The organism is Citrobacter sp. Cpo032 (assembly GCF_030332975.1).
GTDB classification, from domain to species: Bacteria; Pseudomonadota; Gammaproteobacteria; order Enterobacterales; family Enterobacteriaceae; genus Citrobacter; species Citrobacter portucalensis.
Genome location: NZ_JAOWGU010000036.1, coordinates 455,911 through 470,095, shown reverse-complemented (window position 1 = coordinate 470,095; position 14,185 = coordinate 455,911). Strand labels below are relative to the sequence as shown.

Here is a 14,185-nt window from a genome sequence, read left to right as displayed (position 1 = left end):
TCTCGCTGTGAAACGCTAATATTTGCTTACTGATTTCAAATTTTTTGCAGGCAGAATATGTGGTCGGAATATTCACTTGAAGTGGTTGATGCGGTAGCGCGTAACGGCAGTTTTAGTTCGGCCGCGCAGGAGCTGCACCGTGTACCTTCGGCGGTAAGCTACACCGTGCGCCAGCTGGAAGAGTGGCTGGCGGTGCCACTTTTTGAGCGACGCCATCGGGATGTGGAATTAACGCCTGCCGGGGCATGGTTTTTAAAAGAAGGCCGCTCTGTTATCAAAAAAATGCAGATCACGCGCCAGCAATGTCAGCAAATTGCCAACGGCTGGCGCGGACAGCTGGCGATCGCCGTCGATAACATTGTCCGCCCGGATCGTACCCGACAGATGATCGTGGATTTCTACCGTCACTTTGATGATGTGGAGTTGTTAGTTTTTCAGGAAGTGTTTAACGGCGTGTGGGACGCACTGTCTGATGGGCGTGTGGAGCTGGCCATCGGGGCCACACAGGCCATTCCGGTCGGGGGGCGGTATACCTTCCGCGATATGGGAATGCTGAGCTGGAGCTGCGTGGTAGCCAGCCATCATCCACTAGCGTCAATGCCTGGACCGTTAAGTGATGACACGTTGCGCAACTGGCCGTCACTGGTGCGCGAAGATACCTCCCGAACATTGCCGAAGCGTATTACCTGGCTGCTGGACAACCAAAAGCGCGTCGTCGTGCCGGACTGGGAATCTTCTGCGACCTGTTTGTCCGCGGGATTGTGCGTGGGCATGGTACCGACGCATTTTGCCAAGCCGTGGATCGATAGCGGTAAATGGGTTGCGCTGCAACTGGAGAACCCCTTTCCTGATGCCGCATGTTGTCTGACATGGCAGCAGAACGATACGTCACCGGCATTGAGTTGGCTGCTGGACTATTTAGGAGATAGTGAAACGTTGAACAAGGAATGGCTGCGGGAGCCAGATGAGACTCCCGCACAACAGGCTTAACGGCGGTAATCGCGGAACGGACCGTCGGCAACGGAGCGACGCTCAACCAGGCGCGGATGCACCTCGATAGACTGTGACTCTTCACGTTTATTCACGATACGGTCTAACAGCATGTTGAAGGCCGTTTCACCCAGTGAATCCTTCGGCTGGTGAATGGTCGTCAAGGCCGGCGTGAAGAAGCGGGCGTTGCGCACGTTGTCGTAGCCGATGAGTGAGACATCCTGCGGTACGCGCAGTCCCATTTCGTCAGCGGCGCACAGCGCACCCATTGCCATAATATCGCCACCGCAGAAGACCGCGGTCGGACGATGAGACTGCGACAGAATTTGCTGCATGGCGCGGTAGCCGGATTCAGGCTCAAAATCGCCCTGGACAATCCAGTTTTCAGGCACTTTAATCAGCGCTTCTTCCATCGCTTTCATAAAGCCAGCCAGACGCCCGGCCCCGGTGTTACGTTCCATTGGGCCAGGGATCACGCCAATCTCACGATGACCGCGTTCTACCAGATACCGGCCCGCCATGTAACCGCCTTCGAAGGCGTTATCAATGACCGTATCAGTAAAGTCGGCTTTTGCTTCGCCCCAGTCCATAACGACCATCGGGATATGGCGATACTCTTCGAGCATCGAAAGCAGCGACTCCGGATACTCAGAACACATCACCAGCAGACCATCAACGCGCTTTTGCGCCATCATCGACAGATAAGCCTGCTGTTTTTCGAGACTGTTCCATGCGTTACCCAGGATCAGGGTATAGCCTTTCTGGAAACAGTTTTTCTCAACGGCTTCGATAATTTCGGCGAAATAGGCCGCTTCGCTGCTGGTCGCCAGCAAGCCGATAGACTTGGTGTGATTTACCTTCAGGCTGCGGGCAACTGCGCTCGGAGAATAGTGCAGTTCTTTGATTGCTGCCCAGACAGCATTACGTGTTTCTTCCGCGACAAAGCGCGTCTTGTTAATTACGTGTGATACGGTTGTAGTGGAAACGTTTGCTCGCTTCGCTACATCTTTAATTGTTGCCATTACATCTCACTCCAGACCATATCCTAAGCTCCTGAGAATACTCCAGGTAAACGTTTGCCTTTACACACCCTTATCGCAACGTAAGGGTTGCGGCACGCCGGGAAAACGACACGGAACGTCAGGAAGGGGTCAATGGCCGGTACGCTAATCAAGTAAGCGTGGAATTTTGTCTGATCTTAACGAAAAGGGGAAGAGTTAAAAGCAGTTATCAATATAAATCGTGAGAGATTTTTGCTTTCAAGTGTGTAAAAATGCGCAATATCACTTTTTGTGTGGGAATAAAAAGGAGAAAACTTGATGAGCACCGATCTGAAATTTTCGTTAGTGACTACCATTATTGTTCTGGGTTTGATCGTCGCGGGTGGTCTGACCGCAGCGCTGCATTGATTTCCCCGAGGGAGTTAGCTCTCCCTCATCCCTTCGACTCGTTTTTCCCCTCTATTGTTTGCGAATAAGCAAAAGTCTTTTGCAGTTTTGTTAACTTTATTAATTTTGCGATCAATGTCATGCTTTTGACTCTTATTTTATGTCGTGCCACGGCTCGACGATATGGAGTCGAAATATGAAAATCAATTACCCTTTACTGGCGCTGGCAATCGGGGCGTTTGGTATTGGCACCACCGAGTTTTCGCCAATGGGGTTGTTGCCCGTCATTGCCAAAGGTGTGGACGTCTCGATTCCGGCGGCTGGCATGCTGATCAGCGCTTATGCGGTAGGTGTGATGGTAGGTGCACCGCTGATGACATTGCTGCTGTCTCATCGTGCGCGACGTAATGCTTTGATATTCCTGATGGCGATTTTCACGCTGGGTAATGTGCTTTCGGCTATCTCGCCGGATTACACCACGCTGATGCTATCGCGTATTTTGACCAGTCTTAACCATGGAGCCTTTTTTGGTCTCGGTTCTGTGGTTGCAGCCAGTGTGGTACCCAAACATAAGCAGGCCAGCGCCGTGGCAACGATGTTTATGGGGTTAACCATCGCCAATATTGGCGGCGTTCCGGCGGCAACCTGGCTTGGTGAAACCATCGGCTGGCGTATGTCGTTTATGGCCACTGCAGGGCTGGGCGTCATTGCGATGGTCAGCCTGTTCTTCTCACTACCCAAGGGTGGAGCAGGAGAGCGCCCGGATGTCCGAAGCGAACTGGCGGTGTTGATGCGCCCACAGGTGTTGTCGGCGTTACTGACTACCGTACTGGGTGCTGGGGCGATGTTCACGCTGTATACCTACATCTCGCCGGTTCTGCATACTATCACTCATGCTACACCGGCATTTGTTACCGGGATGCTGGTGTTGATAGGCGTTGGCTTCTCGATCGGTAACTATTTTGGCGGCAAACTGGCTGACCGTTCAGTCAACGGTACGCTGAAAGGCTTTTTACTGCTGCTGATGGTTATTATGCTGGCCATTCCTTTCCTTGCGCGTAATGAGCTGGGAGCGGCGGTCAGTATGGTGGTCTGGGGCGCGGCGACGTTTGCGGTCGTTCCACCGTTGCAGATGCGTGTGATGCGCGTTGCCAGCGAAGCGCCTGGATTGTCATCGTCAGTCAATATTGGCGCGTTTAACCTGGGGAATGCGTTAGGTGCGGCAGCCGGTGGGGCGGTGATATCTGGCGGCCTGGGCTACAGTTTTGTACCGGTGATGGGGGCGATTGTGGCGGGTCTTGCGCTGCTACTGGTGTTCATTTCCGCAAGAAGACAGCCTGAAGAGGCTTTCACTACCGCGAATTAATGCAAAAACGCAGAAGGAAGTCCTTCTGCGTTATCTTTTTTATGCTGCGAAGTTCTTCGCAACAAATTCCCAGTTCACCAGTGCCCAGAAATGTTCCAGGTAGCCAGGACGGGCATTGCGATAATCGATGTAGTAGGCGTGTTCCCATACGTCAACGGTCATCAGCGGCGTCGCGTCGGTGGTCAGCGGAGTACCTGCGTTGGAGGTGGAGACGATAGCCAGTTTGCCATCCGTTCCTTTAACCAGCCAGGTCCAGCCAGAACCGAAGTTTTTGATAGCGGCATCGGTGAACTGCGCTTTGAAATCTGCAAAGCTGCCAAAGGAGGCGGCAATTGCATCAGCCAGTTTACCGGTCGGTTCACCACCTGCGTTTGGTGCCAGGCAGTTCCAGTAGAACGTGTGGTTCCATACTTGTGCTGCGTTATTGAATACACCGCCTTCAGAGCTACGAACGATCTCTTCCAGTGATTTGCCTTCAAACGCCGTGCCTTTAATCAGATTGTTCAGATTGGTCACGTAGGTTTGATGGTGTTTGCCATAGTGATATTCCAGCGTTTCGGCAGAAATGTGCGGTGCCAGAGCATCTTTGGCATACGGTAATGCAGGTAATTCAAACGACATTGCTTCTCTCCTTATTATTTATATTGAGTACACACAATAGCCTCATTGTGAGTAAGGATAGGGTAGCAAATTGAAAGGTTATGCAAAAGAAGAACTTACCCTACAGCATGTTCTGTAGGGTAAGTTTTTAGCGAATTGTTTTTGGCGTCATTACCCGACGAGCGCCCACATAGTGGCGCTGCCAGTAATCTTCGCTCAGAGAGGTGATTTGAATTTCCTGCCCGCTGCGCGGTGACTGAATAAACTTACCGTTGCCGACGTAGACGCCGACGTGATCGGCTGTTCCGCGACCCTGGGTACGAAAGAATACCAGATCACCATTTTTCAGTTCGCCACGTTCAATTGGTGCGGCATCACGCAGATGGTACATTTCATTCGCGGTACGCGGAATGCGGAACTTCACCAGATCTTTATAGGCGTAATAAACCAGACCGCTGCAGTCAAACCCTGTTCTTGGCGAGGAGCCGCCCCAACGATAAGGTTTGCCGATTTGGTTCATCAAGGTGGACATAGCGGTTTTAGTCGCTTTCTGCACTTTCACTTTATGTGCGTCAGCAAGCGTAGTCGGTGCAGTGGTTTTCACCTTCACGCAGCGAGGTTTATGACCTTTGCGCGGTGTGCATTTTTCCGTCCAGGTAACGGCTGCGGTTTGTGCTGCGGCAGTTTTACCACGGCGATTTGCAGTTTTAGTCGACTTTGCCGGAGTGGCTGTGCGTTTTTTAGAAGAGGAAGCGGTTTTGGTGCTGGTTTTGCTGGTGGTCTTTGTCGCCGTTTTCTTGCTGGTCTTTGTTGTTTTTTGGCTGGTTGTTGCGCTTTTCTTTTTATCTACCGTCTTGAGTGGGTGAGTACTGGTAGGTGTCGTCCTGGCCTGCTTGGAAGCATGAGCCATAGGCGTAAAAGGCAGTGTAGTAAAAAGCAAAGCACAGAGCGTGATCGAGATTCGGTTTATCCGCGCCACTGAGCAGTCCTCTGGTAAGGCAGGTCTATCGTGCCTGCGTGTGATTTTCAAAACTTGATGATTCTAATCTATAGAAAGAGGGAAAGTTAATAGCTTTTTTTGTTTAAAACTATGTTTCGTAACCGACCGCAAAAAAAAACAGCAATTAACGTTTGAGTTGGTGAACGGATAATCAAATCCACATGTTTGAAGGGGATAAGTGAGATTGTGAATGCAACTTTTAGCGTCAGGGGATAAAATAATAACGCGTAATGAAAATGTTATTTTCCGTTGCCTGTCTGACCCGTTACAATGTCAGACTACTGCCGTAAAAGAAGTTTAAGGAAGCAAGATAATGAGCACCACTATCGAAAAAATCCAGCGCCAGATCGCTGAAAACCCGATTCTCCTGTACATGAAAGGTTCCCCTAAACTGCCAAGCTGCGGTTTCTCCGCACAGGCTGTGCAGGCGCTGTCAGCCTGTGGTGAACGCTTTGCTTACGTTGATATTCTGCAGAACCCGGATATTCGCGCCGAACTGCCGAAATACGCAAACTGGCCGACCTTCCCGCAACTGTGGGTTGATGGTGAGCTGGTTGGCGGTTGTGACATTTTGATCGAAATGTACCAGCGCGGTGAGTTGCAGCAGCTGATTAAAGAAACAGCAGCGAAATACAAAACCGAAGAGCCGGACGCTGAGTAATACCAGCAGAAGTAAAAAAGCGACCTGAAATGGTCGCTTTTTTTATGTCGCCGTTACGCTTCTTCAGGCACGGGAAGAGGCCAACCGCCGAGACGTTTCCAGCGGTTAACGATTTCGCAAAACAGCACGGCCGTACGTTCGGTGTCATACAACGCCGAGTGCGCCTGATTCCCGTCAAACTCCATTCCCGCCGCCAGGCACGCTTTTGACAACACAGTCTGCCCCAGAGACAGGCCGCTTAATGCCGCCGTATCAAAGGTGACAAATGGATGGAACGGATTACGTTTGAGCGAGGCGCGTTCTGCCGCCGCCATCATAAAACCGTGGTCGAACGTAGCGTTATGCGCCACCATGATTGCCCGATTGCAGCCGCTGTCTTTAATGCCTTTACGCACCATTTTGAAGATGGCATGCAAAGCATCATATTCGCTGACCGCACCGCGTAGCGGATTGTTAGGGTCAATACCGTTAAAGGCGAGCGCTTCCGGTTGCAAATTGGCACCTTCAAACGGCTCTACGTGGAAATGTAACGTCGTGTCCGGCATCAGCCAGCCTTGTTCATCCATTTTCAGTGTGATGGCGGCAATCTCAAGCAGCGCATCGGTTTTGGCATTGAACCCTGCGGTTTCGACATCAATGACGACAGGATAAAAACCACGAAAACGGTCACACAGACCGGAAAGTTGAGCGTTATCGGACATCTGGGTCTCTTAATACGGGAAAATTGCAGCGCGTATTATGGCAAAATGATGAGTATAAAACTATGGGCACAGACGATCTGCGCCCGAGGGGGTGATTAATCGCCCAGGCCGCGCCCGGCGTCTTTCTCTTCGATCAGCTCAATTTTGTAGCCGTCCGGATCTTCAACGAACGCAATCACTGTGGTGCCGCCTTTTACTGGACCTGCTTCACGCGTTACGTTACCGCCATTCTGGCGAATACGTTCACAGGCTTCAGCCGCGTTGTCTACGCTCAGGGCGATATGGCCATAGGCAGTACCCAGATCATACTTGTCGACACCCCAGTTATAGGTCAGTTCGATTACTGCTTCACTGGTTTCAGGACCGTAGCCGACAAAAGCCAGAGAGTACTTGTATTCAGGGTTTTCGCTGGTACGCAGCAGCTTCATGCCCAGCACGTTGGTATAAAACTCGATGGAACGCTGCAGGTCACCCACGCGCAGCATGGTATGGAGTAAACGCATCTTTTTCCCCTTCGAAAATGGCTAATACATTCAAAATGTTGTTTTAGTATAGCGGCGTTGTTACGCCGCTATCAATGGCAGAACGGAGATTGTGACGTTAGAGGGTAGGATAGTCGGTGTAACCTTCCGCGCCGCCGCCGTAGAAGCTCTCGGCACGTTGCGGATTCAGTTCTGCTTTGCGTTGCAGACGCGCCACCAGATCCGGGTTAGCAATATAGGCGCGACCAAAAGCAACGGCGTCGATCAGACCTTTCTCGATCAGCGCTTCTGCTTTTTCTGGGGTGTAAGCACCAGCACCAATGATAGGGCCGTGGAAGCGCGCGCGCACTTTTTCGCGGAACGCATCGGAATACGGCTCGCCACCGGCCCAGTCCGGCTCAGACATGTGCAGGTAAGCGATTCCACGCTTGCCCAATTGTTCAATCAGATACAGCGCATCGGCTTCTTCGTTTGGACCATTGTCTACGTTCTGGAAAGTGCCAATCGGCGAGACGCGAATACCAATGCGATCGGCACCCCATTCTTTAATACCGGCATCAACCACTTCCAGCACCAGACGCGCACGATTTTCGACGCTGCCACCGTATTGATCGGTACGCTGGTTAGACGTTGGCGACAGGAACTGGTGCAGCAGGTAGCCGTGGGCAGAGTGCAGTTCAACCATATCGAAACCCGCTTCGCGCGCATTGGCTATCGCCTGACGGAAGTCATTAACGATGCCCGGAATCTCTTCAGTTTCCAGCGCACGTGGCATTGAGGTATCGGCACGCGTTGCCAGGCCGTTTTCATCGCGCAGCGAGGTGCGGGTTCCAGCGCTAATCGCGGAAGGTGCAACTGGAGCTTGACCGTTTGGCTGCAGACTGGCGTGAGAGATGCGTCCAGTGTGCCACAACTGGACAGCAATATGACCTTGCTCAGCGTGTACGGCAGCAGTGATTTTCTTCCATGCGGCAATTTGTGCTTCGCTATGTAAGCCGGGTGCTCCGGCATAGCCTTTCGCCTGTGCGGAAATCTGCGTCGCTTCGCTGATGATAAGCCCCGCGCTGGCGCGTTGACGGTAATACTCGGCCATCAGCGGAGTAGGGATGTCGCCAGGCTCAATACTGCGCAGACGCGTCAGTGGCGCCATAAATACGCGGTTTGCTGCCGTAATGGCACCCACTTTCAGTGGGGAAAACAGTTTTTCAGATGACATGTGCACTCCTGAATAGACCGGTCGTCTAGTAATAAAGAAAATAAAAACGCCTGTTAAACGGCAGGCGTTGTGATGATGTTTTTAACGTGCGCCAGCGCATTTTCCAGCGGAGTGGCGCTACGAGAAATCTTGGCCTGCAGGTTGGCGCCAAGCCACAGCGCATACAGTACCTGCGCCTGCTGTAACGGCTCGCCAACAAAAGACAGACAATGGCTGGCCTGACCTTTCTCCAGCGCCTGCGCTAACAGCACAATAATGTGCCGCGCGCCTTTATCCATCGCAGTGCGCATATCTTCTGACAGATCGCACACTTCGGCAGACAGTTTTACTGTTAAACAGCCGCTAATAATGCCGTGCTGACTAAACTGATTCAGGGTTTCCTGATAGTAGGCCAGAATGCGGTCGCGATAGTTTCCAGCTCCCGTATCAAAGTGCGTAGCCAGTCGCCGATGATAGGCCGCATAGTGGCGTTCCAGCATCGCGACACCGAACGCTTCTTTAGAGCGAAAATAATGATAAAACGAACCTTTGGGTACTTCAGCGGTTTTCAGTAGTTCGCTTAAACCCATGCCGGTGAAGCCGCGCTGCATACACAGCAGTTCGCCAGTCGCCAGCAGATGTTCGCGTGTATCGTGTTCAGTGATTTTGTTCATGAAAAGGAGTGTAATAGACCAGTCGGTCTAATGCAATAGCGCTTGCGAGAAATTCAGTTAACGTCTTCAATAAGTATATCAATCTTATTAAAGGAGGGGATGTGGCCGAACAGCTGGAGTTTTTCCCCGTCCAGAGCCCATGCCGTGGAATATGTCAGTCTGACGAACGCGGCTTTTGTCGTGGCTGTTTTCGCAGTCGGGATGAGCGTTTTAACTGGCAAAAGATGAGCGATACCCAAAAGCAGGAAGTGCTGCGGCTTTGTCGTCAGCGCCTGATGCGTAAATTACGTGCAAACAAAGCCAACCCTTCGGAAGAACCGCAACAACCTTCACTCTTTTAAAAGCGTAATTGCGTATACTCGAGGCACATTCACTTAAAAGGAAGCTGCTATGGTTCAGCGTATTACTATTGCGCCGCAAGGCCCGGAATTTTCTCGCTTTGTGATGGGGTACTGGCGCCTGATGGACTGGAATATGTCCGCGCGCCAGCTAGTCAGCTTTATTGAAGAGCATCTGGATCTTGGCGTGACCACCGTCGATCACGCCGATATTTACGGTGGATACCAGTGTGAAGCGGCGTTTGGTGAGGCAATGAAACTGGCTCCGCATTTGCGTGAAAAAATGCAGATTGTGACTAAATGCGGGATCGCGACGACGGCGCGCGCGGAAAATGCGCTGGGCCACTACATCACCGACAGTGCACATATTATTGCCAGTGCGGAAGAGTCGCTGAAGCTGCTGGCGACCGATCATATTGATCTGCTGCTGATCCACCGTCCCGATCCGCTTATGGATGCTGACGATGTCGCCGACGCTTTTAAAAAATTGCACCATAGTGGCAAAGTGCGTCACTTTGGCGTCTCCAACTTCACCCCGGCACAGTTCTCATTGCTGCAATCGCGTCTGCCGTTTACTCTGGCGACCAACCAGGTAGAAATTTCACCAGTACATCAGCCGCTCCTGTTGGATGGTACTTTAGATCAACTGCAACAGCTGCGCATTCGCCCGATGGCCTGGTCCTGTCTCGGCGGTGGTCGCCTGTTTAATGATGATGCTTTCCAGCCTTTACGTAATGAGCTTGCTGTGATCGCTGAAGAGTTGAATGCGCAATCTATTGAACAGGTGGTATACGCCTGGATTTTACGTCTGCCGTCTCAGCCGCTGCCGATTATTGGCTCAGGAAAAATAGAGCGCGTACGTGCTGCCATTGAGTCTGAGTCGCTGAACATGTCTCGCCAGCAATGGTTCCGCATTCGTAAAGCGGCGCTGGGTTACGACGTACCCTAATCGCGTTTTTGGCGCATCTCCGTTCAAAATTGTGTCACTGGTTTACACTTAACAATCAGACACCTTTTGGACGGAGGTCTTATGAAGCGTTTGAGTTTGGCCATTATCACTCTACTTGTCTGTGCAGGTGCGCAGGCTGCCAGTGAAGAAAAAGTGACGATGAATCTGGTCACGTCGCAAGGCGTCGGCCAGGCGATTGGTACGGTCACTATTGCTGAAACCGCAAAGGGGCTGGAGTTTACGCCCGATCTGAAAGCGTTGCCGCCAGGTGAACATGGCTTCCATGTGCATATGAACGGCAGCTGCCAACCCGCGATTAAAGAAGGGAAAGCCTCAGCCGCAGAATCGGCTGGTGGCCATTATGATCCGCATCAAACCGGCAAACATGAAGGCCCGGAAGGTGCAGGTCATATGGGCGACCTGCCGCTATTGGTGGTGAATAACGACGGTAACGCCACAACGCCGGTCGTTGCGCCGCGGCTTAAAACGCTCGATGAGGTTAAAGGTAAGGCGCTGATGATCCATGTGGGCGGCGATAATATGTCCGATCAACCGAAACCGCTTGGCGGTGGCGGAGCGCGCTACGCCTGTGGTGTTATCAAATAATCAACGACTGAGAGTGCCCGGCGGCGGCGCCTGTTCGAGTTGTGAAAGCGAGCAGTGTAGCCGCCAGACCAGTGCCGACAGTTCCTGCGCAGCGGGTTGATGATGGTGGGCAAGCGTATCGCAGATGCGCTGTAGCTCATTCAGCGTGGCATTCAGTGGTCGTTGCTGGACGCCACGTTCGCTCATTACATCGCGTAGCAGCGAGATACACACGTCCCTGACGCGAGCCAGCGGATCGGAACGCGCCTCCCAGGTGCGCAGTTGCCACACCACATGCGAGCAGTTCAGTAAAACGACCCCCCAACGTAATAACCAGCGTCGCGCCAGCGCATCCTGACTGTTGCTGAGCTGGCTGACGTGATGATAGGTCAGCGATTCAAATTCGTTTTCACTGAGTGATGGATGTCGGCTGAGCTGATCGACAAAATCCCGGCGCAGGGCGCGAATATGGCGGCGACTTTTCCGTGCATCCGATCCGGGGCGCAGAATGGCGAAGGCCAGCCATGACAGCGCCACGCCGGTGATTTTCGCCATATTGTCATTCAGGAAATCAGCAAAATCATATACCGGCGGATTGGTCACCGCGATAAACGAACCCATAAATACAATCAGCTGCCCCCAAAGACCTGCCAGGGCAGGCATTTGTAGCTTCAACAGTTGCATGGTGGCGAGTAGTGGGAAGAGAAAGAGAATAAACTGCCAGAGGTCGGAAATTTGCACCATCAGGCCAAACTTAACCACAAAGCTAAATAGCGACAGTAGAACCAGCGTACGCATCAGCAAAGAAAGCGACTTGAACGGTGTGGCAACGGCGGAATACAGCACACTGCTGATCGCGGCGAGCGTGAGTGCGCCAGAGCCTGATTCCCATTGTGCACCAATGCTCCATGCGCCGATAAGCATCAAAGTGCAGAACGTACGCAACCCGCTCCAGATAGCTTCCGCATTATCGGTATGACGGGCAAGTCCCGGCGTGCGGGCGATATTAATACGCTCGGCGGTAACACCATTTTCCAGTAAATGCAGATAATGACTGCTGCGCAGGTAGAGCCGGCAAAAATAACGCAGTCGTTGCCAGAAGGCGACGTGTCGATAGTCGCGGGCATCGACGGGCCGCAGCGGGGCAATAATACATGCGACGGTGTAGCTATTCGCATTGGATTTTATTAGTTCACTGAGCAACTGCTCGATGATTTCCCGGGTGTTGGACGGGGGATTAGGCCAGTTCAGCAGCATCCTGCGCAGGCTGGAAATCACGCTGGTCATCCGTAACTGCTGGTGCAACAGCGAATTGAGCAAAGCATTCTGGCGACGAAAGCGGTAATGACTCCAGAATGCCTGAATACGCAGCAGGTTCATGGTCAGAATCTGCCCGATAACACCTTCATGGGCTGTGCGAATGGCATCCGTGGTTTCTGGTTGCCAGAGTAGACTGGCATGTTCCAGTAAACGTGAATGCATGTTTTTCAATGCAGTCAGTAACGTGGTGCCATCGGAGGTGCTGGGCAGGATCATCATCATCACGCCGCCACACAGGATACCGACGATGACTTCACACACGCGTGCCTGCGCGATATCCCATAACTGCGTAATTTCCACGGTATTGACCATGGGAAACGCAATGATCGCCGCCGTATAACCCGCCAGTTGAAAGGCGTAGGCAACGTTATTGGTGAAGTGCGCGCATGCCCAGGTACAAAAACCGATCCACACTGACATGCTCAGCAAAAACAGCCACGGCTCATTGAGAGTATGACCGGCAATAATCAATGCGGCGGTGGCTCCCAGTAGGCTACCCGCCACGCGACCCAGACTTTTGCTGATAACCCCGCCAACGGTGGGAAAACTAACCACCGCCGCCGAGGTCATCGCCCAGTAGGGCTCGTCCAGATTCAGATAATAAGCAAAAGTTAACGCCAGACACATCGCAATGGTGTTACGCAGCGCATAACGCCACTGTGCCGCTGTGGCTTTAAACCACGGCAAATTGCCTGGTGTCAGGCGGGGCAGTTTCATTTACGCTGGCCGATGGATACGCTGCAGGTTGTACCTGACACAAGCGTGACCTCCCGCGGCAAGGCGTCGAATTCGATGCGTACCGGGACACGCTGCGCCAGACGCACCCACGGCACGTTAGGTTTGATGTCGGGAATCAGGCCGGAATCACTTTCCACACTTTGATCGTAGATGGCACGGCCAATGCTGGATACGTGACCCTGTAACTTTATATTGCCGCTGTAGAGCGTAATCGTCGCCGGTGCGCCTTCTCGAATATGGCGCAATTTGGTTTCTTCAAAATACCCCATCACATAAAAAGAGTGACTGTCGACAAGGGCAAACAGGGGCTTACCGGTTGAAGCGTAATCACCGGTACGGGTAGACAGGTTTGTGACCCAGCCCGCCACGGGGGATTTGACCACCGTTTGCGTCAGTTGCCACTGGACCTGACGCAGACTGGCTTCTGCTGCTTCAACGCTTGCCTGCATGGCTTTCACGTTGAGATTTGCGGTATCCAGATCCTCGGCTGAGATGTAATTTTGCGATAAATGACGGCGGCGGTTGGCTTCGTTATTGGCTTTCGCCAGGTCAGACTGCGCTTTTGCCAGTTGCGCTTGCGCATTCAGTTCAGCAATGTGAAATGGCGTCTTGTCGATAATAAAAAGGACATCGCCTTTATTCACAAACTGGTTATCTTTTACATAGAGTTCGCTAATGCTGCCTGACACCTGCGGCGTGATGCTGACCTGCTCAGCGCGTACTTTGCCATCACGTGTCCAGGGCGACTGCATATAGTAATTCCACATCCACCATCCGGCGAAAACTGCGATTGCAGCGACTATAATAGTGGAGAAGTATTTAACGGTTTTAAGCGACATAATCACCACGCTATCAGCATAACAAAGGCCAGACATACGCAAAGCGTAAAGAGTGACAGATCCATTAGCAGGGGATGCCAGATTTCGCCGGAGTAAATCCAGTCGCGCAGCAGGCGATGAACAACCAGCCAGAGAATAAATCCTGCTACAATCGCCTTGAAAACAGGAGGAAAGTAGACAGATGCGCCGATCATTAAATCTTGTAGGGGCAATCCTGTTGCATTAAACATAAACTTCACGGGCAAAATCCTTGGCGGAAGAGAGCATTGCTATAGGTTTAGCAAAAAAGGGACAATGAGTCTCCGTAACGCATAATGTCTGAAAAAATGTCAGCCGGTAAGCAAATTTGGCAATACATT

Annotated in this window: 16 protein-coding genes and 1 pseudogene; 7 read left to right on the top strand and 10 right to left on the bottom strand. The window is 52.1% G+C overall.

What is annotated here, in order from left to right; all coding sequences use genetic code 11:
• The first annotated feature begins 57 nt into the window (after window positions 1–57).
• Window positions 58–990: a DNA-binding transcriptional activator PunR gene (gene punR, locus OGY33_RS08515; RefSeq protein ID WP_003029215.1), complete on the top strand. Its 933-nt coding sequence runs from the start codon at window positions 58–60 to the stop codon at window positions 988–990.
• Here punR and purR read toward each other — a convergent pair.
• A complete protein-coding gene (purR, locus tag OGY33_RS08510; protein ID WP_003832757.1) occupies window positions 987–2,012 on the bottom strand; it encodes an HTH-type transcriptional repressor PurR in 1,026 nt (341 codons plus the stop codon). The genes punR and purR overlap by 4 nt on opposite strands.
• Window positions 2,013–2,309: 297 nt before the next feature.
• On the opposite strand from purR, the gene cydH reads away from it, so the two are divergent.
• On the top strand, window positions 2,310–2,399 hold the full coding sequence (cydH, locus tag OGY33_RS08505; protein ID WP_003029209.1) for a cytochrome bd-I accessory subunit CydH: 90 nt from the start codon (window positions 2,310–2,312) through the stop codon (window positions 2,397–2,399).
• Window positions 2,400–2,574: 175 nt separating this feature from the next.
• Window positions 2,575–3,744 (top strand): MFS transporter, encoded by a 1,170-nt coding sequence (locus OGY33_RS08500; protein ID WP_008784665.1) that lies wholly within the window; start codon window positions 2,575–2,577, stop codon window positions 3,742–3,744.
• A 39-nt stretch (window positions 3,745–3,783) separates the two neighbouring features.
• Here the strand turns inward: OGY33_RS08500 and sodB are convergent, their stop codons facing one another.
• Both sodB and OGY33_RS08490 read right to left on the bottom strand, forming a co-directional pair.
• Window positions 3,784–4,365, bottom strand: a complete 582-nt coding sequence (gene sodB, locus OGY33_RS08495) for a superoxide dismutase [Fe] (protein WP_003029205.1) — start codon at window positions 4,363–4,365, stop codon at window positions 3,784–3,786.
• Window positions 4,366–4,492: 127 nt separating this feature from the next.
• A complete protein-coding gene (locus OGY33_RS08490) occupies window positions 4,493–5,323 on the bottom strand; it encodes a C40 family peptidase (protein WP_008784666.1) in 831 nt (276 codons plus the stop codon).
• Window positions 5,324–5,657: 334 nt separating this feature from the next.
• On the opposite strand from OGY33_RS08490, the gene grxD reads away from it, so the two are divergent.
• Window positions 5,658–6,005, top strand: coding sequence for a monothiol glutaredoxin 4 (gene grxD, locus OGY33_RS08485; protein ID WP_003832760.1), 348 nt, complete (start codon window positions 5,658–5,660; stop codon window positions 6,003–6,005).
• A 53-nt stretch (window positions 6,006–6,058) separates the two neighbouring features.
• Here grxD and rnt read toward each other — a convergent pair whose 3' ends face one another.
• From rnt to OGY33_RS08465, 4 genes are all read right to left on the bottom strand, one after another.
• The gene (gene rnt, locus OGY33_RS08480; protein WP_048226615.1) at window positions 6,059–6,706 is read right to left on the bottom strand and encodes a ribonuclease T; all 648 of its coding nucleotides are present in this window, start codon (window positions 6,704–6,706) and stop codon (window positions 6,059–6,061) included.
• 95 nt (window positions 6,707–6,801) lie between these two features.
• Window positions 6,802–7,209: a lactoylglutathione lyase gene (gloA, locus tag OGY33_RS08475; protein ID WP_003832762.1), complete on the bottom strand. Its 408-nt coding sequence runs from the start codon at window positions 7,207–7,209 to the stop codon at window positions 6,802–6,804.
• A 97-nt stretch (window positions 7,210–7,306) separates the two neighbouring features.
• On the bottom strand, window positions 7,307–8,404 hold the full coding sequence (locus tag OGY33_RS08470) for an alkene reductase (RefSeq protein ID WP_032943320.1): 1,098 nt from the start codon (window positions 8,402–8,404) through the stop codon (window positions 7,307–7,309).
• A gap of 53 nt (window positions 8,405–8,457) precedes the next feature.
• The gene (locus OGY33_RS08465; protein WP_003832766.1) at window positions 8,458–9,057 is read right to left on the bottom strand and encodes a TetR/AcrR family transcriptional regulator; all 600 of its coding nucleotides are present in this window, start codon (window positions 9,055–9,057) and stop codon (window positions 8,458–8,460) included.
• 101 nt (window positions 9,058–9,158) lie between these two features.
• On the opposite strand from OGY33_RS08465, the gene OGY33_RS08460 reads away from it, so the two are divergent.
• The 3 genes from OGY33_RS08460 (at window position 9,159) to sodC (ending at window position 10,950) form a co-directional block, all read left to right on the top strand.
• On the top strand, window positions 9,159–9,398 hold the full coding sequence (locus OGY33_RS08460) for a DUF1289 domain-containing protein (protein WP_003832768.1): 240 nt from the start codon (window positions 9,159–9,161) through the stop codon (window positions 9,396–9,398).
• A 49-nt stretch (window positions 9,399–9,447) separates the two neighbouring features.
• Entirely contained in the window at window positions 9,448–10,344 is an 897-nt protein-coding gene (locus tag OGY33_RS08455) for an aldo/keto reductase (protein WP_048214269.1), read from the top strand.
• A gap of 81 nt (window positions 10,345–10,425) precedes the next feature.
• Window positions 10,426–10,950: a superoxide dismutase [Cu-Zn] SodC gene (gene sodC, locus OGY33_RS08450; RefSeq protein ID WP_103014922.1), complete on the top strand. Its 525-nt coding sequence runs from the start codon at window positions 10,426–10,428 to the stop codon at window positions 10,948–10,950.
• Here sodC and OGY33_RS08445 read toward each other — a convergent pair.
• The 3 genes and pseudogenes from OGY33_RS08445 to OGY33_RS08435 all read right to left on the bottom strand — a co-directional run bounded on the left by OGY33_RS08445 (window position 10,926) and on the right by OGY33_RS08435 (window position 14,065).
• Window positions 10,926–12,966 (bottom strand): annotated as a pseudogene (locus OGY33_RS08445) (FUSC family protein). The gene sodC and the pseudogene OGY33_RS08445 sit on opposite strands and share 25 nt — an antisense overlap.
• A complete protein-coding gene (locus OGY33_RS08440; RefSeq protein ID WP_223123738.1) occupies window positions 12,963–13,826 on the bottom strand; it encodes an efflux RND transporter periplasmic adaptor subunit in 864 nt (287 codons plus the stop codon). The pseudogene OGY33_RS08445 and the gene OGY33_RS08440 overlap by 4 nt, the downstream one beginning before the upstream one ends.
• 2 nt (window positions 13,827–13,828) lie before the next feature.
• Window positions 13,829–14,065, bottom strand: coding sequence for a DUF1656 domain-containing protein (locus OGY33_RS08435; RefSeq protein WP_003029180.1), 237 nt, complete (start codon window positions 14,063–14,065; stop codon window positions 13,829–13,831).
• Window positions 14,066–14,185 lie beyond the last annotated feature (120 nt).

Coding starts and splice junctions, on each gene's coding strand:
- OGY33_RS08465 (WP_003832766.1), bottom strand. CDS start 9,057: ATGAACAAAATCACTGAACACGATACACGCGAACATCTGCTGGCGACT.
- purR (WP_003832757.1), bottom strand. CDS start 2,012: ATGGCAACAATTAAAGATGTAGCGAAGCGAGCAAACGTTTCCACTACA.
- OGY33_RS08455 (WP_048214269.1), top strand. CDS start 9,448: ATGGTTCAGCGTATTACTATTGCGCCGCAAGGCCCGGAATTTTCTCGC.
- grxD (WP_003832760.1), top strand. CDS start 5,658: ATGAGCACCACTATCGAAAAAATCCAGCGCCAGATCGCTGAAAACCCG.
- OGY33_RS08440 (WP_223123738.1), bottom strand. CDS start 13,826: ATGTCGCTTAAAACCGTTAAATACTTCTCCACTATTATAGTCGCTGCA.
- punR (WP_003029215.1), top strand. CDS start 58: ATGTGGTCGGAATATTCACTTGAAGTGGTTGATGCGGTAGCGCGTAAC.
- sodC (WP_103014922.1), top strand. CDS start 10,426: ATGAAGCGTTTGAGTTTGGCCATTATCACTCTACTTGTCTGTGCAGGT.
- gloA (WP_003832762.1), bottom strand. CDS start 7,209: ATGCGTTTACTCCATACCATGCTGCGCGTGGGTGACCTGCAGCGTTCC.
- sodB (WP_003029205.1), bottom strand. CDS start 4,365: ATGTCGTTTGAATTACCTGCATTACCGTATGCCAAAGATGCTCTGGCA.
- OGY33_RS08500 (WP_008784665.1), top strand. CDS start 2,575: ATGAAAATCAATTACCCTTTACTGGCGCTGGCAATCGGGGCGTTTGGT.
- rnt (WP_048226615.1), bottom strand. CDS start 6,706: ATGTCCGATAACGCTCAACTTTCCGGTCTGTGTGACCGTTTTCGTGGT.
- cydH (WP_003029209.1), top strand. CDS start 2,310: ATGAGCACCGATCTGAAATTTTCGTTAGTGACTACCATTATTGTTCTG.
- OGY33_RS08470 (WP_032943320.1), bottom strand. CDS start 8,404: ATGTCATCTGAAAAACTGTTTTCCCCACTGAAAGTGGGTGCCATTACG.